General features: G+C 36.9%; 20 protein-coding genes and 1 pseudogene. 19 read left to right on the top strand and 2 right to left on the bottom strand.

The window, feature by feature from the left end:
- Nucleotides 1-51: 51 nt before the first annotated feature.
- Nucleotides 52-1767 (bottom strand): Rqc2 family fibronectin-binding protein, encoded by a 1716-nt coding sequence (locus ACTYA4_RS10605; RefSeq protein WP_443481466.1) that lies wholly within the window; start codon nucleotides 1765-1767, stop codon nucleotides 52-54.
- A gap of 644 nt (nucleotides 1768-2411) precedes the next feature.
- Here ACTYA4_RS10605 and ACTYA4_RS10600 point away from each other — a divergent pair.
- The 16 genes from ACTYA4_RS10600 (at nucleotide 2412) to spoVM (ending at nucleotide 20279) form a co-directional block, all read left to right on the top strand.
- On the top strand, nucleotides 2412-5090 hold the full coding sequence (locus ACTYA4_RS10600; protein ID WP_443481465.1) for a calcium-translocating P-type ATPase, SERCA-type: 2679 nt from the start codon (nucleotides 2412-2414) through the stop codon (nucleotides 5088-5090).
- A gap of 391 nt (nucleotides 5091-5481) precedes the next feature.
- Nucleotides 5482-6357 carry a YicC/YloC family endoribonuclease gene (locus ACTYA4_RS10595; protein ID WP_443481464.1) on the top strand — a complete coding sequence of 292 codons (876 nt, stop codon included), beginning with the start codon at nucleotides 5482-5484 and terminating at the stop codon, nucleotides 6355-6357.
- Between the two features lie 274 nt (nucleotides 6358-6631).
- Nucleotides 6632-6895 (top strand): extracellular matrix/biofilm regulator RemA, encoded by a 264-nt coding sequence (gene remA, locus ACTYA4_RS10590; RefSeq protein ID WP_443481463.1) that lies wholly within the window; start codon nucleotides 6632-6634, stop codon nucleotides 6893-6895.
- A gap of 9 nt (nucleotides 6896-6904) precedes the next feature.
- Nucleotides 6905-7519, top strand: a complete 615-nt coding sequence (gene gmk / locus ACTYA4_RS10585) for a guanylate kinase (RefSeq protein ID WP_443481462.1) — start codon at nucleotides 6905-6907, stop codon at nucleotides 7517-7519.
- A 2-nt stretch (nucleotides 7520-7521) separates the two neighbouring features.
- On the top strand, nucleotides 7522-7740 hold the full coding sequence (rpoZ, locus tag ACTYA4_RS10580; RefSeq protein ID WP_443481461.1) for a DNA-directed RNA polymerase subunit omega: 219 nt from the start codon (nucleotides 7522-7524) through the stop codon (nucleotides 7738-7740).
- Nucleotides 7741-7940: 200 nt separating this feature from the next.
- On the top strand, nucleotides 7941-9149 hold the full coding sequence (gene coaBC, locus ACTYA4_RS10575; protein WP_443481460.1) for a bifunctional phosphopantothenoylcysteine decarboxylase/phosphopantothenate--cysteine ligase CoaBC: 1209 nt from the start codon (nucleotides 7941-7943) through the stop codon (nucleotides 9147-9149).
- Nucleotides 9146-11560: a primosomal protein N' gene (priA, locus tag ACTYA4_RS10570; protein WP_443481459.1), complete on the top strand. Its 2415-nt coding sequence runs from the start codon at nucleotides 9146-9148 to the stop codon at nucleotides 11558-11560. The genes coaBC and priA overlap by 4 nt, the downstream gene beginning before the upstream one ends.
- 88 nt (nucleotides 11561-11648) lie before the next feature.
- Complete coding sequence (def, locus tag ACTYA4_RS10565) at nucleotides 11649-12134, top strand: peptide deformylase (protein WP_443481458.1); 486 nt, start codon at nucleotides 11649-11651, stop codon at nucleotides 12132-12134.
- A complete protein-coding gene (gene fmt / locus ACTYA4_RS10560) occupies nucleotides 12131-13087 on the top strand; it encodes a methionyl-tRNA formyltransferase (RefSeq protein WP_443481457.1) in 957 nt (318 codons plus the stop codon). The genes def and fmt overlap by 4 nt, the downstream gene beginning before the upstream one ends.
- Nucleotides 13077-14423 (top strand): 16S rRNA (cytosine(967)-C(5))-methyltransferase RsmB, encoded by a 1347-nt coding sequence (gene rsmB / locus ACTYA4_RS10555; RefSeq protein ID WP_443481456.1) that lies wholly within the window; start codon nucleotides 13077-13079, stop codon nucleotides 14421-14423. Before fmt ends, rsmB begins: the two co-directional genes overlap by 11 nt.
- 2 nt (nucleotides 14424-14425) lie before the next feature.
- Complete coding sequence (gene rlmN, locus ACTYA4_RS10550) at nucleotides 14426-15514, top strand: dual-specificity RNA methyltransferase RlmN (protein WP_443481455.1); 1089 nt, start codon at nucleotides 14426-14428, stop codon at nucleotides 15512-15514.
- A gap of 5 nt (nucleotides 15515-15519) precedes the next feature.
- Nucleotides 15520-16278 carry a Stp1/IreP family PP2C-type Ser/Thr phosphatase gene (locus ACTYA4_RS10545; protein ID WP_443481510.1) on the top strand — a complete coding sequence of 253 codons (759 nt, stop codon included), beginning with the start codon at nucleotides 15520-15522 and terminating at the stop codon, nucleotides 16276-16278.
- Nucleotides 16275-18254 carry a Stk1 family PASTA domain-containing Ser/Thr kinase gene (gene pknB, locus ACTYA4_RS10540; protein ID WP_443481454.1) on the top strand — a complete coding sequence of 660 codons (1980 nt, stop codon included), beginning with the start codon at nucleotides 16275-16277 and terminating at the stop codon, nucleotides 18252-18254. The genes ACTYA4_RS10545 and pknB overlap by 4 nt, the downstream gene beginning before the upstream one ends.
- A gap of 15 nt (nucleotides 18255-18269) precedes the next feature.
- Nucleotides 18270-19151 carry a ribosome small subunit-dependent GTPase A gene (gene rsgA / locus ACTYA4_RS10535; RefSeq protein ID WP_443481453.1) on the top strand — a complete coding sequence of 294 codons (882 nt, stop codon included), beginning with the start codon at nucleotides 18270-18272 and terminating at the stop codon, nucleotides 19149-19151.
- 304 nt (nucleotides 19152-19455) lie between these two features.
- Nucleotides 19456-20103, top strand: a complete 648-nt coding sequence (locus ACTYA4_RS10530; protein ID WP_443481452.1) for a thiamine diphosphokinase — start codon at nucleotides 19456-19458, stop codon at nucleotides 20101-20103.
- Between the two features lie 95 nt (nucleotides 20104-20198).
- A complete protein-coding gene (gene spoVM / locus ACTYA4_RS10525) occupies nucleotides 20199-20279 on the top strand; it encodes a stage V sporulation protein SpoVM (RefSeq protein ID WP_032088878.1) in 81 nt (26 codons plus the stop codon).
- 300 nt (nucleotides 20280-20579) lie between these two features.
- Here the strand turns inward: spoVM and rpmB are convergent, their stop codons facing one another.
- Complete coding sequence (gene rpmB, locus ACTYA4_RS10520) at nucleotides 20580-20768, bottom strand: 50S ribosomal protein L28 (RefSeq protein WP_066393509.1); 189 nt, start codon at nucleotides 20766-20768, stop codon at nucleotides 20580-20582.
- A gap of 521 nt (nucleotides 20769-21289) precedes the next feature.
- Here rpmB and ACTYA4_RS10515 point away from each other — a divergent pair.
- The 3 genes and pseudogenes from ACTYA4_RS10515 to ACTYA4_RS10505 form a co-directional block, all read left to right on the top strand.
- Entirely contained in the window at nucleotides 21290-21652 is a 363-nt protein-coding gene (locus tag ACTYA4_RS10515) for an Asp23/Gls24 family envelope stress response protein (protein WP_443481451.1), read from the top strand.
- A 19-nt stretch (nucleotides 21653-21671) separates the two neighbouring features.
- Nucleotides 21672-23357: a fatty acid kinase ATP-binding subunit FakA gene (fakA, locus tag ACTYA4_RS10510; protein ID WP_445505625.1), complete on the top strand. Its 1686-nt coding sequence runs from the start codon at nucleotides 21672-21674 to the stop codon at nucleotides 23355-23357.
- Nucleotides 23358-23660: 303 nt separating this feature from the next.
- Nucleotides 23661-23786: pseudogene (locus ACTYA4_RS10505) on the top strand (L-serine ammonia-lyase, iron-sulfur-dependent, subunit alpha); the annotation flags it as partial.
- Nucleotide 23787: the final 1 nt, after the last annotated feature.

Below are 23787 nucleotides of genomic sequence, written 5' to 3'. Positions count from 1 at the left end.
TCGTGGGAAAGGAGTAGATTACCAATTCCCACGAGGCCTGCAAAATCTAGGCTATTTGTCTTTTTTTAAAGAAATAACCGTTTCTTCATCTGGAGTTACATAAACCGTTTGCTGGTTATCGTAAATGACAAATCCAGGTTTAGCGCCGCTAGGCTTTTTTACATGCCGGACTAATGTATAGTCAACTGGTACAGCGCTGGAATGTTTTGCTTTACTAAAATAGGCTGCTAAGTTGGCTGCTTGCAAAATCGTTTCCTCCGAAGGCTCTTTGCTGCGGATGACAACATGAGAGCCAGGAATGTCCTTTGTATGCAGCCAAATTTCATCGCGTGCAGCGAGTTTATTTGTTAAATAATCATTTTGTTTATTGTTTTTGCCAACTAATATTTCCGTCTGATCATTTGCATAATATTGATCTAAAATAGGTTTATTATTTTGCTGCTTTTTCGTTTGCTTTTTCTGTCTTTCCCTTAAGTATCCTTCTTCAACCAATTCCTCGCGAATTTCCTGAATATCTTTAGGAGAAGCGGAGATGATTTGCTGCATCAATGTTTCGAAATACATTAATTCTTCTTCTGCAAGGCTAATTTGTTCCTTAATAATATCAATTGAATTTTTTGCTTTTTGATATTTTGTAAAGTACTTTTGGGCATTTTCAGATGGAGATAGCCGAGAATCAAGAGGAATCGTCATGACTTCTCCTTCAGGATGATAGTAGTTCACTACTTCCGCTTTATCCATACCTTTTTGAACAGCATATAAGTTGGCTGTTAACAGTTCCCCAAGTAATTGAAACTGTTCAGCGTTTTCGGCATCTGCAAGTGATTTTTGCAGTTTCGTTATTTTTTTCTTATTTTTATCCCGTTCATTGACAATAAATCGTTCTAAATCATTGCTTTGCTGTTTAACACGATCTCGCTCTGCTTTTCCAAAATAAAAGCGGTCGAGCATTTTGCTTAAGGAAGGAAACGATCTTGTTTCTCCATTAACATGATGTAATGGTTGAAAATAAAAGTATTCTTTATTTGATGTAAACATAATAGCTGGATCGTATGTTTCTTTTTTTATGTCTTCCATTTGCTCGATAAATGCTTTTGGTAAAGTAATTCGGTTGGCAATCTTTGCACGAAATAAAATTTCTTTTGCAAGAAGTGGCGAAATTCCGGAAAATTGTTGCACGATTTGTTTGTCTAATTTTCCGCTGTTAAAATCAATTGTTTTTACTACATCTTCCGCTACTGCTGTTAATGGATCGAGTTTATCTTGAGCTGGAGGCGCTTTATATTCATACCCAGGAAGAATAGCTCTGTGGCTGTTAACTGCATAAGAAACATGTTTAATGCTATCAAGGATAGTATTTTTTTCCTGATCAACCAAGATGATATTGCTGTGCCGTCCCATGATTTCTATCATGAGTTTTTTATAAGAAATATCGCCAATTTCATTTCTTCCTCTTATTTCTAATACGATAATTCGATCATTTCCTATTTGGTATATATTCTCAATAAAATAACCTTCCAAATGTTTTCGCAATAACATACAAAACATTGGAGGTTCTTTTGGATTCTCATATGTTTCTTCTGTTAATTGAATACGAGCATAGCTAGGGTGAACAGAAAGCAGGAGTTTTTGATTTTTTCCGTTTGCCCGAACAACCAGTACTATTTCGTTTGAGAATGGCTGCTGTACTTTGTTTATTCGACCACCTTTTAAATTATCTAGTAATTCAGTAGTCATTGCTTTTGTAAATAAACCATCAAATGACATGATAAACATCCTTTTCTTTTTGTATCCATAAAACAGACACTTGTTTCTTTTATTATAATGCATCTTTTATATTATCTATAAATTATTGCTTATAAATGGATCTGCAGGTAAGTACGGTTCCGACTTTCCTCTGACCAAGCCGATTCCGCTTTTCATTGTCTAGCTCCAGCGCCTAGCTCTTGTGAAAAATAACCCTTTGCCTCTAAAAGTAAAAAGCACTTTTCGAGTCAAATGAACATTTTTCTTCGGAGCTGTTCAAGCCGATTCCGCTTTTCTAATTGTCCAGCTCCAAAGCTTAGGTCCTCGAGACATAAGCCAATCGTCTGTGGAGGTAAAGAGCAACCTCCTTTAGCCGCTCGTCTTATGTTTTTCGGACCTGAACAAGGCTTTTCCGCTTTTCTAATAATAATAGCATTTTTTTATCTTTGGTTGAATATGATTTCTTTAGAGTGGTGTTGGGACAACTCTGCAGGTTAGTTAATGTTTGACTTTTATTCAGAATAACTACGTTTTTTCTTCGCCTTTTAATAAAAGTAAAGAAATTATCGAAGGTAAACAAGTGTCTAGCTTCAAAACTGACCAAGGCGCTTACGCTTTTCTTAATTGGCGAGTGGATTTGAAAAAGGGGGAAGTGAGATGGCCGGATGAACTATCATGAAATGAATGAAAAAGAAGTGGAACGAACATTAAATACTGATTTTTCGGCTGGGCTGACAAATGATGATGCTAGTAAGCGAAGCAAGCAGTTTGGGAAAAATGAGCTTGAAGAAGGAGAAAAGCAATCTGCTCTACTTTTATTTTTTAGTCAATTCAAAGATTTTATGGTGCTTGTCCTACTAGCAGCAACGTTAATATCAGGGCTTTTAGGTGAATATATTGATGCGATTGCGATTATTGCGATTATCATCCTAAATAGCTTTCTTGGTTTTTTCCAGGAAAGAAGAGCAGAAAAATCCTTATCGGCATTAAAAGAGCTTTCGCAGCCACAAGTTCAAGTTTTAAGAGACGGGGAATGGATAAAAATTCTTTCGAAAGAATTAGTTCCTGGTGATGTACTTAAATTTTCAAGCGGAGATCGGATTGGTGCAGATGTACGCATCATTGAATCAAGAAGCCTGGAAGTGGAAGAATCTGCTTTAACAGGAGAGTCTGTCCCTGTACCAAAAACAGTACCTCCAATTAAATCAGCGAATTTGACTCTCGGTGATATGGAAAATATGGGATTTATGGGTACAATGGTATCAAGGGGAAGCGGCGTCGGTGTTGTTATTGCAACAGGAATGAAAACGGCAATGGGACAAATTGCGGATCTATTGCAAAATGCTGAATCACAAACAACACCATTACAGCGAAGATTAGAACAACTTGGAAAAATTTTGATTGTTACTGCATTATGTTTAACCGTTCTCGTCGTAGCAATTGGTGTTTTACAAGGAAATGATTTGTATGAAATGGTGCTTGCCGGTGTATCATTAGCAGTAGCAGCCATTCCAGAAGGGCTGCCAGCCATTGTTACCATTGCTTTGTCACTCGGTGTTCAAAAAATGATTCGCAAAAATGCGATTGTACGAAAGCTGCCAGCAGTTGAAACATTAGGTTGTGCCAGTGTCATTTGCTCAGACAAAACGGGTACACTTACTCAAAATAAAATGACCGTGACAAAGGTTTGGAGCGGCGGGAAAACATGGACAGTTGATGGCATTGGATATGAACCACAAGGACATTATTATGAAGATAATAAGGTAATAGATCCCCGAAAAGATAAAGTTCTTCAGCAGTTATTAACATTTGGCATCCTTTGTAATCATGCGGAAATATTGCAAAAAGACGGTGAGTATGTATTAAATGGAGACCCTACGGAAGGTGCTTTGCTTGTTGCCGGGATGAAAGCAGGCTACTCACGAAGTCAACTATTAAATCATTTTACAATAACGAAGGAATTTCCTTTTGATTCAACTCGTAAAATGATGAGTGTTATCGTAAAAGACCCGTCTGGCAGACAATTTGTAGTGACAAAAGGTGCACCAGATGTATTAACGGGAAAAAGCATATCTATTTTGCTGGGAAATAAAACACAAGTATTTGCAAGTGGATCGAAAAAAATGGTCCAGGATGCTATTAACGGTTTAGCATCACAAGCACTTCGCACGATTGCGATTGGTTTTAAAGAAATATCTCCCAATACAATTATTTTACATGAAAATGAAGCCGAAAAAGATTTAACTTTTATCGGTTTACAAGGGATTATTGATCCGCCGAGACCAGAAGTGAAAACAGCGGTAAAAGAATGTAAAGATGCTGGAATAAAAACAGTAATGATTACAGGAGATCATGTGATAACGGCAAAAGCCATTGCCATGCAGCTGGGGATAGCGAATAAACGCTCTAAAGTGTTAGAAGGTAAAGATTTATCAAATATGAACTTATCTCAATTAGAAGATGTCGTAGATGAAGTTTCTGTTTTTGCAAGAGTATCGCCAGAACATAAATTAAAGATCGTACAAGCGTTTCAAAATAGAGGACATGTAGTGGCGATGACAGGTGACGGTGTAAATGATGCTCCTGCCATTAAAACAGCAGATATCGGCATTGCGATGGGGGTCACTGGTACTGATGTCGCAAAAGAAGCCTCTTCTTTAGTGTTAATGGATGATAATTTTGCATCTATTAAAGCGGCCATTATTGAAGGCAGAAATATTTATGAAAATATTCGTAAATTTATTCGCTATTTATTAGCTTCCAATGTAGGGGAAATACTAGTGATGTTATTTGCAATGGTGCTTGACCTGCCACTGCCGCTTGTGCCAATACAAATATTATGGGTCAATTTAGTAACAGATGGTTTGCCTGCCATGGCATTAGGACTCGATAGACCAGAAGATAATGTAATGAAAAGGGATCCGAGAAATCCGAGTGAAGGCGTCTTTGCAAGAGGTTTAGGCTGGAAAGTTGTCTCACGTGGTTTTTTGATTGGCATATCTACCATTTTAGCGTTTATTTTTGCCTATAATAATAATCCGGACAACTTGGCATATGCCCAAACGGTTGCTTTTGTTACGTTAGTGTTAGCGCAACTGATCCATGTATTTGATTGCCGCAGTGAAAAATCGATTCTATCTCGAAATCCATTTGGTAATATGTATTTAGTATGGGCTGTTATTTCTTCCTTATTGTTAGTACTTGTTGTTATTTATGTACCTATCTTACAAAATATTTTTCATACACTGCCAATTCACTCAAAAGATTGGCCAATGATCATCGGTTTAGCATCAGTTCCAACTTTTTTACTGGCAGGATCATTTTTATTAAGTAAATCAAAATAAAATATGTTATAATCCAAAAGGTATCAGAGACAACTCTATACTTCAGATAATTGACAAAGTTGAATTTGCAAACTTCAGGCTAATCGAAAGCGTTTGTCTTTCGAGGCACGAAGATTTGTGAGGAGCGGCGGGTAACAGGATGTTGGTCAGAACGACGTTGTCACAGGACGTGACGTATTTAGTCGTTCATCCTCATTTACCTGGTAATGAGCATCCGAGCAAAGCGAGTAACGAAGAAAGCAAGCGTTTGTCGATAGCCTGGGTATCAGAGACAACTCTATACCTTTTGTTTTTGAATAAATATTTATATATGTTTTTCAACCTTAGAAGCTTTGTATCCAGGAGATGGATACGTATTGCTTTAGTTTTATAAAAAATGGATGTGTGAAAAATGGTTAAAAGTATGACTGGTTTTGGCAGGAGCAATAAGCAATTAGAAGATTTTAACGTATCCGTTGAAATAAAAGCGGTCAATCATCGCTTTCGTGAGCAAACAATTCGAATGCCTAAACAGTTTTTAAACATAGAGGAAAAAATAAAAAAAACCATTTCAAACGATATACATAGGGGCAGGGTAGAAGTTTTTATAATGGTAGAGGGAGATCGATTTAAAAATCAAAAAGTTATCGTTGATTATAAATCGCTCGACCATTATCATCAGCTATTAACGGAAATAAAAAATAGATACTCTATACAAGAACCAATTTCTATTGATGACTTGTTAAAGAAAGAAGATTGCTTTCAGTTAGTTGATGAAGAAGTAAACGAAAATGAAGTGGAGCAAATTATTTTAGACGTTGTCGAAGAAGCTATAATCGAATTAACGAAGATGCGAACGGCAGAAGGTATTGCATTACAACATGATATTCTTCACTTGTTAGGAAAGGCAGAGCAGACAATTACCCGTCTCCATCAGCTGGCTCCACAAGTTATCACGGCATATCGGGAAAAAATAAAAGCAAGAATAGAAGACTATTTACAAGATAAGGTGGAAGAGACGAGACTATTAACGGAAGTAGCAATATTTGCGGATAAAGCGGATATAAATGAGGAATTGATTCGGTTAAAAAGTCATATTCAGCAGTTTCACCATATTCTTCAAGCAAACGAAGCAATCGGTAGAAAACTAGATTTTCTTCTTCAGGAAATGAATAGAGAAGTAAATACGATTGGTTCGAAAGCAAACTCAGCAGATATCAGTAAAGAAGTAGTCGAAATGAAAAGCTTTTTAGAAAAAATAAAAGAGCAAATCCAAAACATAGAATAAAACAAGTTTAGATTAATGCTGCCTCGTCAAAAATAAATAAAAGTGTGTGTTCAAAAAGGGAACAAATTAGAAGCAAGAAGGTCGAGGCGGTTTAGCTCCCGGCAACTGACTTCCACAGGATGTGGTGACTTCAACGTTGCTCACAGGACGTGAGTGTTTTTAGTTGAAGATCCTCTGTTGGATACGTGAGTAGCGGAAAAGGAAACCAACGAAGAGATTCGCCGCTTATCATTTGGTGACTTTTTGAACATCCGCTGTAAGATTGGAGATAAACATGAGCATCAAGTTAATAAATATTGGTTTCGGAAATATTGTATCTGCAAACCGAATTATATCGATAGTAAGTCCTGAATCTGCTCCAATTAAACGTATTATCCAAGATGCGCGGGATCGAGGTTCACTAATTGATGCAACGTATGGAAGAAGAACAAGGGCTGTTATCGTGATGGACAGCGACCATGTGATTCTTTCGGCTGTACAGCCAGAAACGGTTGCTCATCGACTAAATGATCGCGATGAAATAATGGATGAAGGGTAGGAAAGTAAAGTGGTAGATAAAGGGCTGTTAATTGTGTTATCAGGACCTTCTGGTGTTGGGAAAGGTACGGTGCGCAAACAAATTTTTTCACAAAAAAATAACGCATTTGAATATTCGATTTCAATGACAACAAGACTTCCTCGTGATGGAGAAGTTGATGGTGTCGATTATTTTTTCAAAAAAAGAGAAGAGTTTGAAGCGTTGATTAAAGAAGGCAAACTACTGGAATATGCAGAGTTTGTCGGCAACTATTATGGAACACCTGTTGATTATGTAAAAGAAACAACGGAAAAAGGAAAAGATGTTTTTTTAGAAATAGAAGTAGAAGGTGCAAAGCAGGTAAGAGAAAAATTTCCTGACGGCTTATTTATTTTTTTAAGTCCGCCTAGTTTATCGGAGTTGAAAAAACGTATTGTCACAAGAGGGACAGAAACGGAAGAAATTATTAACAACAGAATGAATGCGGCAAAAGAAGAAATAGAAATGATGCATCTGTATGATTATGTGGTAGAAAATGATACAGTAGAGAATGCATGTGAAAAAATAAAGGCAATTATTATTGCTGAACATTGCAGAAGAGAAAGAGTAGAACCAAAATACAAAAAAATGCTGGAGGCTAATTAACTATGTTATACCCATCTATTGATTCATTAATGACAAAAATTGATTCTAAATATTCTTTAGTATCTGTGGCAGCGAAAAGAGCGAGAAAAATGCAATTGAATGCAAAACCACAATTAAATAAATATGTATCTCATAAAAATGTCGGAAAAGCATTAGAAGAAATTCATGCAGATCAATTAACATACCGTGTGAATCTAGAGGAAGCGGAAAAAGGCGAATAATACACCATCATAAACATCAAAAGAAAGACTTGATCGGAAGAGAAATTTCTCCTTCCTGATCAGTCTTTTTTCATGAGGGCAGATTGATGCATGAAATACTATTTCTACACTCTGACATATGTTTTTGTTTGATTTAGATGAAATATCTCTATTTTTTTTGCATAATAAAAGAAGCGAAGGATTTGGAATGGAGGAACATCATGTTACAGGGAAAAAAGATATTGTTATGTATTACCGGTGGAATTGCTGTGTACAAAATGTGTGCATTAACAAGTAAATTAACGCAAAAGGGTGCAATTGTAAAAGTCATCATGTCTGAAGCAGCAACAGAGTTTGTGGCTCCATTGACATTTAAAGCACTTTCAAAAAATGAAGTATATACAGATACATTTGATGAAAAGGATGCAAAAGTAATTGCTCATATCGATTTAGCAGATTGGGCAGATTTAATTCTTTTAGGTCCGGCAACAGCTAATACGATTGGAAAGCTTGCGAATGGCATTGCTGATAATATGGTGACAACTACTTTACTGGCGGCAACAAGTGATGTCTGGATTGCGCCAGCCATGAATGTTCATATGTATGACCATCCTGCAGTGCAAAAAAATATTCAGACATTATATGATTATGGCTATCGTTTTATCAACCCTAGTGAAGGCTATTTAGCATGTGGCTATGTTGGTAAAGGTAGATTAGAAGAGCCGGAAATTATCATTGAACATATGGAAGAACATTTTTCTAGCAAAAAACAATTTTTACACAATAAAACCGTCCTAGTTACGGCTGGACCTACAAGAGAAAAAATCGATCCCGTGCGTTTTATCTCCAATAGTTCAACAGGAAAAATGGGGTATAGTATTGCAAAACAAGCGATGAATCTAGGTGCAGACGTTATCCTTATAACAGGTCCAACTGCAATATCTCCGCCAAAAGGAGTAAAGGTGATTGCTGTTGAAAGCGCAGACGAAATGTACGATGCCGTAATGGAGTATAGCAGTTCTGCTGATATTATTATTAAAACTGCGGCAGTTAGTGATTATAAGCCGGTTAAAACGTATGATCATAAAGTAAAAAAACAGCCGGGATCGGAAATAATAGAGTTTACTAGAACAAAAGATATTCTTGCAGAATTAGGAGCAAGAAAACACAAACAAGTGCTGATTGGATTTGCAGCAGAAACGCAAAATATGGAAGAATATGCAAAAGAGAAGCTAGAAAGAAAAAACGCTGATATGATTGTAGCGAATAATGTAAACAGGAAAGATTCTGGTTTCGGAACAGATACTAATCTAGTCACTTTTTATATGAAAAATGGCGAGAAAAAAGAGCTGCCATTATTAACAAAAGATGAAGTAGCCTTGGAGTTGTTAGAACAAGCTTTTTTATTGAAAGAAGATGATAATGGATGACCGTTGCAAAAGTGGTGGTAGATGTACCGGCTAAACAAACAGATAAACCATTTGATTATCTTATACCAGAACATTTAGAAAACATCATTCAGCCAGGAATGCGTGTTATTGTGCCGTTTGGTCCGAGAAAAGTACAAGGGTTTGTTGAATCAATTGAGCAGGAGTCCTCTTATCATTCGTTAAAAAAAATCACGGAACCGATGGACCTTGTTCCTGTATTAAATAAGGAACTGCTGCATTTAGCAGATTGGTTATCTGTACAAACACTTTGTTATAAAATATCCGCTTTTCAAGCAATGCTGCCTCCTGCTTTGAAGGCTAAATATGAGCGGAAAATAAGGCTGCTTGCAAATGGCGATCAACAAGAATTGCCAGAAAGTTTCTATCCACTATTTAATGGGAAAGAAGAAGTGTTATGGGAGGAAGCAATAAAAACCACCTCCCTTTCTGCTATTCAAAAAGAGGTCAAAAAGGGAAAGCTCGAAGTGGTATATGAAGTACAGTCCCGAGCCAACAAAAAAAAGGTAAAGCATATTTATTCTCTTCTAAATAGGACACAATTACAAGAAGTCGCTAAAAACTTAAATAAGCAGGCAAAAAAGCAGCAACAAATAATCGAATATTTTATGCAAAAAAACGAGTCTGTTGAACAGAAAGTATTATTAGGAGAGCTGAAAACATCAAGTAGCGTTATAAAAGGATTAATCGAAAAAGGCATCTTAGCGGAAAAAGAAGTTGAAATGTACCGTGATCCGTATAAAGAAAGAGAATTTGAGAGAACATCCCCTTTGCAGTTGACAGAAGAACAACAGCAGGCAATCGAGCCAATCCATCATAGCATTGATGATTCATTTCACAAAGTATTTTTATTATATGGAGTAACAGGAAGCGGAAAAACGGAAGTATATCTTCAATCCATTGATAAAGTCTTAAAAAAAGGCATGGAAGCGATTTGTTTAGTGCCTGAAATTGCGTTGACACCACAGATGGTCCATCGCTTTAAAGGCCGATTCGGCGATCAAGTAGCCGTTCTTCACAGTGGCCTTTCGGTTGGCGAGAAATATGATGAATGGCGGAAAATACAGCGAAAAGAAGTGAACGTAGTAGTAGGGGCGCGGTCAGCCATTTTCGCTCCATTTGAAAATTTAGGCATTATTATTATAGATGAAGAACATGAAATGACGTATAAACAAGAAGAAAACCCGCGCTATCATGCAAAGGATGTAGCCATAAAGCGAGGAGAAACGTATCATTGCCCAGTCATTCTTGGCAGTGCCACTCCTTCTTTGGAAAGCTTTGCTCGTGCGCAAAAAGGTGTTTTTTCTTTGTTGACATTAAAAAAGAGAATGAACAATAATCCGTTGCCAGCTGTTCAAATTGTTGATATGCGAGAAGAACTGCGCGCCGGAAATCGTTCCATGTTTTCAAGCGTGTTATTGGAAAAGTTAAAAGATCGAATTGAAAAAAAACAGCAAACGGTTTTATTTTTAAATAAACGAGGTCATTCATCTTTTGTAATGTGCCGTGACTGCGGTTATGTAGTGAAATGTCCTCATTGCGATATTAGCTTAACTTATCATCAATACAATAATCAGATGAAATGCCATTATTGCGGATATGAAGATAGGACACCGAACAATTGTCCGGAATGCAGCAGTGAACATATTCGCTATTTTGGAACGGGAACGCAAAAGGTAGAAGAAGAGCTTGCTAAAATCATGCCGGAAGCTCGTGTAATTCGTATGGATGTGGATACGACAAGTAGAAAAGGAGCCCATGAAAAATTATTAAAACAATTTCAAGACGGCAAAGCAGATATTCTTCTAGGTACACAGATGATTGCTAAGGGACTGGATTTTCCAAAAATTACTCTTGTAGGTGTATTATCAGCTGATACGATGCTACATTTACCTGATTTCCGCTCATCAGAAAAAACATTTCAGCTGTTAACACAGGTCAGCGGCCGTGCAGGAAGGCATGAATTAGAAGGAGAAGTTGTTTTTCAAACATACACTCCAGAGCATTACAGCATTGAGCTTGCAAGTCAGCAAAATTATGATATCTTTTACGAAAGTGAAATGATGATAAGAAGAAGCCACTCCTATCCTCCTTATTACTATATAACACTTATCACAGTAAGCCATGAACAATTAATGAAAGCAGTTGCTGTAACGGAACAAATTTCTCATGTTGTAAGGCAAAAGCTCTCTCCTAAAACGGTCGTCTTAGGACCTGTTGCTTCCCCTATTTCCAGAATAAAAAATAGATATCGGTATCAGTGTCTGATAAAATACAAGCAAGAACCTAACTTAAAGTCAGTATTAAAAACAATAATGGACCATTATCAAGGTGAAATTACTACAAACGGTTTACAAATTTCCATTGATGTTAATCCTTATATTCTAATGTAGGAATACAACATGCTTGTGTTCTTGAAATAAACAGTTTAAAATAGAACGTTGCATTAAATAATGGAGAAGAAGATTTGGAGGAAATGAAGTGGCAGTAAAACAAATTGTACTGTTTCCAGCAGAAATATTAGAACGTCCATGTGAAACAGTTACAGTATTTGATAAAAAATTAGCAAAACTATTAAATGATATGTATGATACGATGATTGAATTTGATGGAGTAGGACTTGCTGCACCACAAATAGGAATTGGTAAAAAAATTGCCATTGTTGATATAGATGATGAGATGGGAACGATTGAATTAATCAATCCACAATTACTATCTGCGAATGGAGAACAAAATGGACCAGAAGGCTGTTTAAGTTTTCCAGGAGTGTACGGAGAAGTGAGCCGTCCGTTTTCCATTAAAGTAAAAGCTCAAAACAAAAAAGGAAAACCTTTTATTATCGAAGCAGAGGATTTTTTAGCAAGAGCTATTCTTCATGAAATGGATCATTTAGACGGCGTTCTTTTTACGACAAAAATTACCCGCTATTTAGAGGAAGAAGAGTTAGAAGGAGTGGAATCTGAATGACAAACATTGTATTTATGGGTACGCCAGATTTTTCTGTACCAGTACTGCAGCAGCTATTGAAGGATGGCTATCATGTAATTGCAGCGGTAACACAGCCAGATCGTCCAGTTGGCAGGAAAAGAACATTAACACCGCCGCCTGTAAAAGTAGAAGCATTAAAACATGGGATTCCTGTTTACCAGCCGGAAAAAATCCGCCAGTCAGAAGAATTAGCAAAAATTATAGAGTTGCAGCCGGATTTAATTGTAACAGCTGCATTTGGCCAAATTTTGCCGAATGAATTATTAGAAGCGCCGAAGCATGGATGCATTAATGTGCATGCGTCCCTATTGCCTGAACTTAGAGGTGGTGCGCCGATTCATTACAGTATTATCCAAGGAAAAGAAAAAACAGGGATTACCATTATGTATATGGCAGAAAAGCTGGATGCTGGAGATATTTTAACACAAGTGGAAGTACCGATTGCAGAAGAAGATACAGTTGGTACGCTGCATGACAAATTAAGTGCAGCCGGAAGCTCGCTTCTTTCTGAAACATTGCCAAAGCTGTTGGCAGGCGAGATTACCCCAATTGCTCAAAAAGATGAGGAAGCAACTTTTGCCTCTAATATAAAACGTTCAGATGAAAAAATCGATTGGTCTCTTTCTGGAGAAGAAATCTACAATAAAATCCGCGGCTTGAATCCTTGGCCCGTTGCATTCACCACGTATCAAAACGAAGTGATGAAAGTATGGAATGCAAAAAAGGTGACAACCTCTAATAATGCTGCACCTGGAACGATTGTTGAGGTTCAAAAAGATGGCATTGTCGTTGCGACTGGCAATAAAACATCGATCAAAATAACGGAGCTTCAGCCTGCAGGCAAAAAGAAAATGGCAGCAGAAGTATTTTTAAGAGGCGCAGGTGCAAAAATAGCTGTATTAGAAGTAGTAGGAGCAGAAAATGACAAGTAAAAAAAACGTTCGAGAAACAGCGTTAGATATATTAGAAACAATCAATAATAATCAAGCATACAGCAATCTGTTATTAAATACGAGCATTAAAAAAAATGAACTTCCTGCAAAAGACATCGGACTTTTAACAGAAATCGTTTATGGCACGTTGCAAAGAAAAATAACCTTATCTTATTATTTACAGCCTTTTTTAAAAAATAGCCATAAAATGCAAAGTTGGGTAGTATCTTTGCTGCAATTAACGCTTTATCAAATTCTTTATTTAGATCGCATTCCAGATCATGCTGCTATTCATGAAGCGGTGGAGATTGCAAAAAAACGCGGTCATAAAGGAATTTCCGGTTTAGTCAATGCTGTATTAAGAAATATCCAAAGACAAGGTGTACCATCATTAGATAAGATTGTGGATCCGATTGAAAGGCTGGCAACGGAAACAAGTCATCCGCTTTGGCTAGTAACAAGATGGGTAAATCAATTCGGACTAGAAGAAACGAAAAAAATGTGTGCATTAAATTTAACAGCTCCTGTTCAAACAGCACGTGTAAATACCACAAGAATATCAAAAGAAGAATGTATATCTTTGTTAGAAGAAGAAGGATATCAAGTCGCAGCAAGTGATGTTGTACCAGAAGGAGTTCAATGTTTAAAAGGAAATATTGCTCATTCGGTTTGTTTTCAAAAAGGGTTTTTAACGATCCAAGATGAAAGCTCCATGTTAGTTGCCTATGCATTGGATGTAGAAAAACCGTTAGCGGTATTGGATGCCTGTGCAGCACCAGGTGGAAAATCAACTCATATTGCAGAGAAAATGAATAATGAAGGACAAGTGTTATCCGTCGATCTCCATAGCCATAAAGTAAAGCTAATTCGCCAAAATGCAGACAGATTAAATCTTCATAATATAGAAACAAAAGCAATGGACTCAAGAAAGCTGAATGAAGTACTTGAACACGAGTCATTTGACCGAATTTTGCTGGACGCGCCTTGTTCTGGATTAGGTGTAATGAGAAGAAAACCAGATATTAAATACACAAAAGAAGAACAAGATATGGATAGGCTGCACACTATTCAACTACAGCTATTAGAAACGATGTCGTCTTTATTAAAAAAAGGTGGATTATTGATTTATAGTACATGTACAATTGATGCAAAAGAAAACGAAGAAGTAGTGGAACGTTTTTTAGAACAGCATGCAAACTTTTATAAAGATACAACATTAGTAGAACGTATGCCAGAACCAGTTCGTTCCTACGTTAAGGAACATGAGCTGCAAATATTGCCACAATATTTTGGATCAGACGGCTTTTATATAGCCGCATTAAGAAAGCAGGTGTAAGAATGGAACAAATAAAAACAGAAAAGAAACAAGTTACTACAGAAACGTTGCCATCTATCTACTCGTTACAATTACAGGAGTTAAAAGACTGGTTAAAAGAGAACGGTGAAAAACCATTCAGAGCAGACCAAATTTTTGAATGGCTATATAAAAAACGTATTACAAGTTTTGAAGAAATGTCGAACCTGTCGAAAAGTTTACGTCAATTATTAACAGACCATTTTACGATTACGACGCTTAAAACGATTATTGAACAAACATCCAGTGACGGTACGATTAAATTTTTATTTGAACTGCATGACGGATATTCGATTGAAACGGTTTTAATGAGACATGAATATGGCAATTCTGTATGTGTAACAACACAAGTCGGCTGCCGAATCGGCTGTACATTCTGTGCGTCTACTCTTGGTGGGCTAAAAAGAAATCTAGAGGCAGGCGAAATTGTTGCCCAAGTTGTTAAAGTACAACAGGCACTGGATAAACTAGATGAGCGTGTAAGTTCTGTTGTTATTATGGGAATTGGGGAACCTTTTGATAATTTTGCGAATATGTTAAGCTTCTTAAAAATTATTAATCATGATCAAGCATTAAATATTGGTGCTAGACATATTACCGTTTCTACTAGTGGGATCGTTCCAAAAATTTATGAATTTGCCGATCAGAATATGCAAATTAATTTTGCCGTTTCCTTGCATGCCCCTAATACGGAGCTGAGAAGCCGTTTAATGCCAATCAACAGAGCGTATAAACTCCCGCAGTTGATGGAATCTATTCGATATTATGTAGAGAAAACCGGACGAAGAGTAAGTTTTGAGTATGGATTATTTGGAAATGTAAACGATCAAGTAGAACATGCAGAAGAATTGGCTAAACTTGTAAAAGGAATCAAATGTCATGTTAACTTAATTCCAGTTAACTATGTTCCGGAAAGAGACTATGTTCGTACACCAAGAGATCAAATTTTCTTATTCGAAAAAACATTAAAAAATCATGGAGTAAATGTAACAATACGCAGAGAACAAGGCTCCGATATTGATGCTGCTTGTGGACAGCTGCGTGCAAAGGAGCGACAAGAAGAGACGAGGTGACAATGTTGAAAGAAATTTTTATGACAGACAAAGGAAAAGTACGTCATCATAATGAAGACAATGGAGCCATTGTCTTTAATAAAAGTGGTCAACGCCTTGCCATCGTAGCAGATGGCATGGGCGGACATCGTGCTGGTGATGTAGCGAGCAGATTAACGGTGGAAAAACTAACAGAATTATGGAATGTAAATGACCATATTTCTACTGCAGATGAAGCAGAAAAATGGTTGCGAACGAATATTCTTCAAGTGAACCATTATGTTTTACAACACGCTTTAGCACATCCTGAATGTGATGGAATGGGAACGACCATTATTGCTGTTATTAGTACTGAAAATTTCTCAAGCATTGCACATGTTGGAGACAGTCGTTGTTATTTATATAATGAAGACGGTTTTAAACAATTAACGGAAGATCATTCATTAGTAAATGAATTAGTAAGAATGGGCCAAATTACAAAAGAAGATGCTGAAAATCATCCGCGAAAAAATGTTGTATTAAGAGCTTTAGGAACAGATGAAAACTTAAGCATTGATATTATGACCATTATGTTTGAGCAAGGTGACATGATGTTAATTTGTTCAGACGGATTAACAAACAAAGTGACCGATGATCAACTGATAGAGGTTCTTAAACAAGAAGCTTCTCTCGAATCGAAGGCAGCGGCATTAATCAATACTGCAAATGAAAATGGCGGAGAAGATAATATAACCGTTGTTATTTTAGAATATTTTTATAGTAATCGAGCAGGTGAAGCTACATGATGATCGGCAAAAGGATAAATGGTCGTTATAAAATATTAGATATGGTCGGCGGCGGTGGAATGGCGAACGTCTATCTGGCTCATGATATGATCCTTGATCGGGACGTTGCCGTAAAAATGCTACGCCTTGATTATGTCAATGATGATGAATTTGTTCGACGATTTCATCGGGAAGCACAGTCTGCAACAAGCTTAACGCATCCTAACATTGTCAGCATATATGATGTTGGAGAAGAAGACTCTATTTATTATATCGTGATGGAATATGTAGATGGATATACATTAAAACAATACATACAAAAACATTCTCCTGTTCCGGTGGAAACGTCAATTGAAATAATGAAACAGTTAACGTCAGCTATTTCCCATGCCCATCAAAATAATATTGTCCATCGAGACATTAAACCACATAATATTTTAGTTGATAAGTTTGGTAATGTGAAAATAACCGACTTTGGCATTGCGATGGCATTAAGTGCTACGAGTATTACGCAAACAAATGCTGTGCTTGGCTCTGTTCATTATTTATCACCAGAGCAGGCTCGTGGAGGAATGGCGAATAAAAAATCAGATATATATTCACTTGGGATTGTTATGTTTGAATTATTAACAGGAAGACTTCCTTTTTCTGGAGAATCTGCCGTGTCGATCGCATTAAAGCATTTACAGTCAGAAACTCCTAGTGTAAGAAGATGGAATGAAGACATTCCACAAAGTGTAGAAAATATCGTATTAAAAGCAACAGCCAAAGATCCCTTTCACCGCTATGCAAGTGTAGAAGAAATGGAAGATGACTTAAGGACAGCTCTTGATCCAGAAAGAAGCAATGAACCAAAATTTGTTGCACCAATTGATGAGGAAGCAACAAAAGCAATCCCTATTATCACAAACGACCGATCAAACCAAGATTTTGATGAAACGATTATTCATGGCAAAGAAGAAAAAATAAAACAAGCAACAAAACCAGTAGCAATAAACCAAAATACTAGCAGCCAAAAACCAAAAAAGAAAAGCAAAAAAGTCACGGTATTATTAGTTTCTGTTTTTTTACTGTTGTTATTAGGAGTTATATTTATTATTACCGTTCTTCCAAATATGCTTATTCCTGAAGATGTTGCAATACCCGATGTTACTGGTGTTGAATTAGAAGAAGCTATTTCGGAACTGAAGTCATCTGGATTTGTCATTGGAGAAACGATTTCATTAAATGATGAAGAAATAAAAGAAGGCGCCGTTATTCGCACTAGTCCGAAGGCTGGGAGAAATGTAAAAAAGGGAACGGAAATTGATATTTATGAAAGTAAAGGAAAAGAGCAATATGAGCTGGATGATTATGTTGGACGACAGTATGAAGATGTTGCCAAACTGCTTGAAAAAGAAGGGTTTAAACGTATAAAAAAGATAGAGAAGTTTGATGAAAATGAACCGTCTGGAACGATTCTCTCCCAAGATTTTTTGGAAGGGGATGAAGTAGTGCCGGAAGAAACCGATATTGAGTTTACGATCAGTAAAGGTGCTGAGCTTGTCCGTTTAAGGGATTTAACCGATTTAACTAAAAAAGATGTGAACGAATATGCAAGTTCTGTTGGCATCACAGTAGATTTCACTAAGGAATATAGCGATACGGTGGATGAAGGGCTTGTTATTTCTCAATCTCCTGAAGCAGGTACAAATGTTGAGGTAGGATCTAATATTTCGATTGTGATTTCAAAAGGTGTAAAAACCATCCGTACAAAAGAAATAACGGAAGAAATTACGATTCCCTATGAACCAGCAGAAGAAGGACAGCCACAAGAAGTAATCATATACGTACAAGATCTTGATCATAATATGACGGAACCGTATGATACCTTTACGATTCAGGAAACAACGAAAAAAACAATACATTTACGGATTTCGAAGGATGATAAAGCAGGGTACAAAGTGTTGAGAGATACAAGTGTTATTCTTGATCAAGTTGTCCCATATCCAGATTAAGGAGCGTAGCTATTTATGCCAGAAGGCAAAATTATTAAAGCGTTAAGTGGATTTTATTATGTGTTAAGCGATGGAGCTGTTACACAATGTCGAGGTCGCGGAGTGTTTCGTAAAAACAAAGTGACACCTTTAGTAGGCGATGAAGTTGTTTTTCAAGCAGAAAACGAAACAGATGGCTATATTTTGGAAGTGAAAGAAAGAAAAAATGAATTGGTGAGACCTCCGATTGCTAATGTTGATCAAGCCATTCTTGCTTTTTCTAGTGTTGAACCAGACTTTAGCACGGCATTATTGGACAGGTTTCTCGTATTAGTCGAATATAATCAAATTGATCCAATTATTTGTATTACAAAAATGGATTTAACTTCTGCTGAACAAGCAGAAAAAATGAAAAAATATGCGGAGTATTACGAAAGAATCGGCTATCCAGTCATTTTGACCTCATCGGAAACAGATGAAGGAATTCACTTGTTTACACCTTATTTAAAAGGAAAGATTTCCGTATTTGCTGGTCAATCAGGCGTTGGCAAATCTTCTTTGCTTAATGCTATTCGTCCAGATTTAGAATTAAAAACGGATGAAATATCTTCCCATCTCGGCAGAGGAAAGCATACAACACGTCATGTTGAACTAATATCTATTGGAGATGGTTTAGTTGCCGATACACCAGGTTTTAGTTCATTAGAATTTACCGATTTGCAAGTAGAGGATGTAAATTACTGTTTTCCTGAAATAGAGAAAACAAGTGACAACTGTAAATTTAGAGGATGTCTACATCTTTCTGAACCAAAATGTGCGGTAAAAGCAGAAGTGGACGCTGGATTAATCGCGGAATATCGCTACGAGCATTATAAAGATTTTTTGCAGGAAATAAAAGATCGAAAACCAAAATACTAATAGAACAAATCAATGAGCATTCATATAATGCTCTTTTTTACTATTTAAGATAGGCCATTTTCTAAAAGTTTGATGTTTTTGCATAAAATAATAAACATGGCTGAAGCACGGAGCAGCCTGAATACACGTAGACTCCTGCGGGAAAAGCGAGAAAGACGAGACCCCACAGGAGCATAGCGACGAGGAGGCTCGGCACTCGTCCGCGGAAAGCGAAGTGTATTCAGGCTGCGGGTTAAATAACAACAAACTATACGAAAAGAGCCTTAAGATAAAATGTGGCTTACTTAAAACGGAGGGGAGAAGTATGGATATTCATATTATGGCAGGAGGTCCTGAAAATAATATTCCAATGCTTGCAGAATATTTATATGAGGATGCTATTTGGATTGGAGTAGACAGGGGCGTTTTGTATTTATTGCAAAGGGGAATTCCAGTGGATACAGCATTTGGTGATTTTGATTCAGTAAATGAACAAGAATGGCTAGAAATAAAACAACAGGCTGCCACTATAAAAAAATTCAAACCTGAAAAAGATGAAACAGATATGGAGCTTGCCCTTAATTGGGCCACACAAAAACAGCCGAATACTATTCGTCTGTTTGGAGCAACAGGAGGACGCCTCGATCATACGATTGCAAATCTTCAGTTATTATTAAAAGAAATAGTAGAGAATGAACAAATACATATAGAAATAATTGATCATCAAAATATCGTATATTTAGTGAAAGAAGGTACATATTCAATAAAAGGAAAAGAAAACTATCCTTACGTTTCCTTCTTTCCGTACAGTACAAATATTATAGGTCTAACATTAGAAGGTTTTAAATATCCTTTAAATGACAGGCATATTCCTATCAGCAGTACATTATGTATTAGTAATGAACTTATTAGTGATTATGGTACTTTTTCTTTTACTAAAGGCATATTAATGGTAATAAGAAGTCATGATTAAATCATCCAATAAAAAGTACTTATTTGTTTTTTTTGAATAGGATATTAGTGGTGTTGCTGGTTTTAATATTGGGCCATGAAGGAGGGGCGGTATGCATGAGATTTTATACCATTAAGTTGCCTAAATTTTTAGGAGGACTTGTCCGCGCGATGTTGGGAACGTTTAAAAAAGAATAAAGGCATAAGAAGGATGTCTTTTTGTACAGACAATCTTTATTTTGAACCGTTTCACAAAATGTACAAATAAAAAAGGACATGAAAATGTCCTTTTTTATTTGCCAATTAGTATCAGCATGTCGCCGAATATTTAGCCTTGCGCTTTTCTAATTAGAAATTAAATCTGAAGTTAGATAACTGTCTAGCTCTGGCGCCTAACCCCTGTGAAAAATAACCCCATGCCTCTAAAAGTAAAAAGCACTTTTTGAGTCATGTAAACATTTTTCTTCGGGGCTGAGCAAGGCGCCTGCGCTTTTCTAATTATACGCGTTCAACTTTACCAGATTTAAGAGCTCTTGCAGAAACCCAAACACGTTTAGGTTTACCGTCTACTAAAATACGAACCTTTTGAAGGTTTGCTCCCCAAGTACGCTTGTTAGCATTCATCGCATGGGAACGAGCATTACCTGTAGTTGTTTTTTTACCAGTTACAACACATTTACGTGGCATGTATATTTCCCTCCTTATAACCAAAACTCTAAGATAAGAGTTTTTAAATTCATAGTTAGCAATTACTTTTGAGAAATATCCGAAATAATCCTCATTAAAGATACTTTAATAATTTATCATACAACTACTTTGATTGCAATAGTTGTATGATAAGCTTTCAAGAAAATTTCCTTGACATGCAGATTTCACTTTATTTTTTATAAAAAAAGCTATGTTAAAGCTCATTGTTGATTTTGGCACTATGTTGATTTTCGTTCCAGGCGTGAGACTCCTGCGGGAAAAGCGAGTCAGAGGGAGACCCTACAGGCGCTATGCGCCGAGGAGGCTCCCGGACCGCGAACTCCTGAAGCGGAAATCAACAGGCAAGTTTAACAAAGCCATAAAAAAAGTATAGGATTTGAAGCTAGTTAGGTGTCTAGCTTCAGTGCTGACTATGGCGCTTCCGCTTTTGTTGCTTTCAAAAATTATTATGTTATAGTAAAATGTCAGTAGTTAAGAGCAATTCCAAAGGAGGAAAACGCATGTCCATTGAACTGAAAACGAATTACGGACAAATAGATATTTCAACAGATGTAATAGCAACAATTGCAGGTGGAGCTGCTGTAGACTGTTACGGCATTGTTGGAATGGCGTCTAAAAATCAAATTAAAGACGGCCTTACTGATATTTTGCGTAAAGAAAATTTTACTCGTGGAGTAATTGTTCGAAATGTAAATGAAGAAGTGCAAATTGACATGTACATCATTGTTAGTTATGGAACGAAAATCTCCGAGGTTGCCCATAATGTTCAATCAAAAGTGAAATATACACTCAATAAGACAGTTGGACTTGATGTAGACTCGGTTAATATTTACGTTCAAGGAGTTCGTGTGACGAACCTGTAGTATGTGAGGAGGAAACATAGTGCCAATTACAGTTTTAGAAGGAAAGCGTTTTGCTGAAATGGTGATCAAAGGAGCAAACCTATTATCCTCTAATGCTAAATATGTAGATGCGTTAAATGTTTTTCCAGTACCGGATGGCGATACAGGGACAAATATGAATTTGTCGATGACATCGGGTGCCAAGGAAGTTCAAAATAATATTCAATCACATATCGGTAAAGTAGGCCAATCCCTTTCGAAAGGATTGCTTATGGGAGCGAGAGGAAATTCTGGTGTTATCCTTTCCCAATTGTTTCGTGGATTTTCAAAATCGATAGAGCAGAAGGAGAGCATTACAGGAAAAGACTTTGCAAATGCTTTGCAATTTGGGGTTGAAACGGCATATAAAGCAGTAATGAAGCCAGTGGAAGGAACGATTTTAACAGTAGCGAAGGATGCTGCGAAAAAAGGTGTCCAATCAGCAGAAACGAATGACGATATTATTGCTATTATGGAAGATGTCGTGAAAGAAGCTAAAGCTTCCTTAAACAGAACGCCTGATTTATTGCCAGTCTTAAAAGAAGTTGGGGTAGTAGACAGCGGCGGACAAGGTCTTGTCTTTGTATATGAAGGTTTCCTTGCCGAGCTAAAAGGGGAAGTACTCCCTGATGGAGTGAAAGCGGTTGTATCCATGAATGAACTTGTTAATGCAGAACATCATAAAAATGTTCACAGTTATATGCGTACGGAAGATATTGAATTTGGTTATTGTACAGAGTTTATGGTTCGTCTCGAAAAAGACAAATTAGGTAATAAACCTTTTTCAGAAGAAGACTTTAGACAACAATTAAGTCAATATGGCGATTCTTTATTGGTGATTGCAGATGATGAGATTGTGAAAATACATATTCACTCTAACCAGCCTGGCGAAGTATTAACATTTGGTCAAAACTACGGCAGCTTAGTTAAAATGAAAATCGAAAATATGCGGGAACAGCATAGTAATTTAGTTGACGGTGGAGCAAAAGAATTATTTGATGCTACACCAGTTCAACAAGAAGAAGTGCAAAAAGAATACGGAATTGTTACGGTTACTATGGGGAGCGGAATTGCCGAGCTTTTCCGCAGTATTGGTGCACACAGTGTTATTGAAGGCGGACAAACGATGAATCCGAGTACAGAGGATATCGTAAAAGCGATTCAACAGGTTAATGCCAAAAAAATATTTATATTACCAAATAATAAAAATATTATTATGGCGGCTGAACAAGCTGTAGATGTATTAGGGAATCATGTTGCAGTTATTCCTTGTAAAACCGTGCCACAAGGTATAGCTGCGCTGCTTGCTTTTAATCCATCTAACGAGATGGAGGCAAATGCAAAAAGCATGACTGCTGCGATGGAGCATGTGAAAACGGGTCAAATAACCTATGCGGTAAGAGATACAAATATTGATGGGCTTCACATTGAAACCGGTGATTTTATGGGCATAGCAGACGGTAAAATTGTCGTAAAAAGCAAAGAAAAACTGGAATCTGCTAAAAAATTATTAACAGAGATGCTCGATGAAGAGGCAGAAATTTTGACGATTATTAAGGGAGAAGATGCTTCTAATAAAGAAGTAGAATCACTTGCTGCATTAATCGAAGAAGAATTTGATTATGTGGAAGTAGAAATACACGACGGGAACCAACCATTATATGCGTTTATTTTTTCAATAGAATAAAATAGTGACATAGAAACTGTATGCCCTTTTTAAAGTCGGCATACAGTTTTTTTAATGGCTCTGTAAAACGATATTGTTGTTTTTGTCTATATTTGAAGCACCGAGCAGCAGGAATACACGAAGACTCCTACGGGAAAAGCGAAATAGGCGAGACCCCGCAGGAGCGCAGCGACGAGGAGGCTTGGCATTCGCCCGTGGAAAGCGAAGTGTATTCCTGCTGCGGACCTTCTTTTAAAATCAATAAAGCCTTTTAAATAAGAAATGAGCGTAAAGATAGAATCATATGGTATGATTAAGAGAAATGACAGCATGTATCGCATGGGTTTGTCGATGCCGAATATATTAAAAGAGACTGCACAAGGAGGGTTGGCAGCAACACCAACTGCAAGGAAATTAAAAGCAGAAATCTTTGGGAAAGCTGCGTTATAAA

It is taken from the genome of Niallia yueguangensis, assembly GCF_052663115.1.
This window is presented reverse-complemented; position numbering and strand designations above follow the sequence as displayed.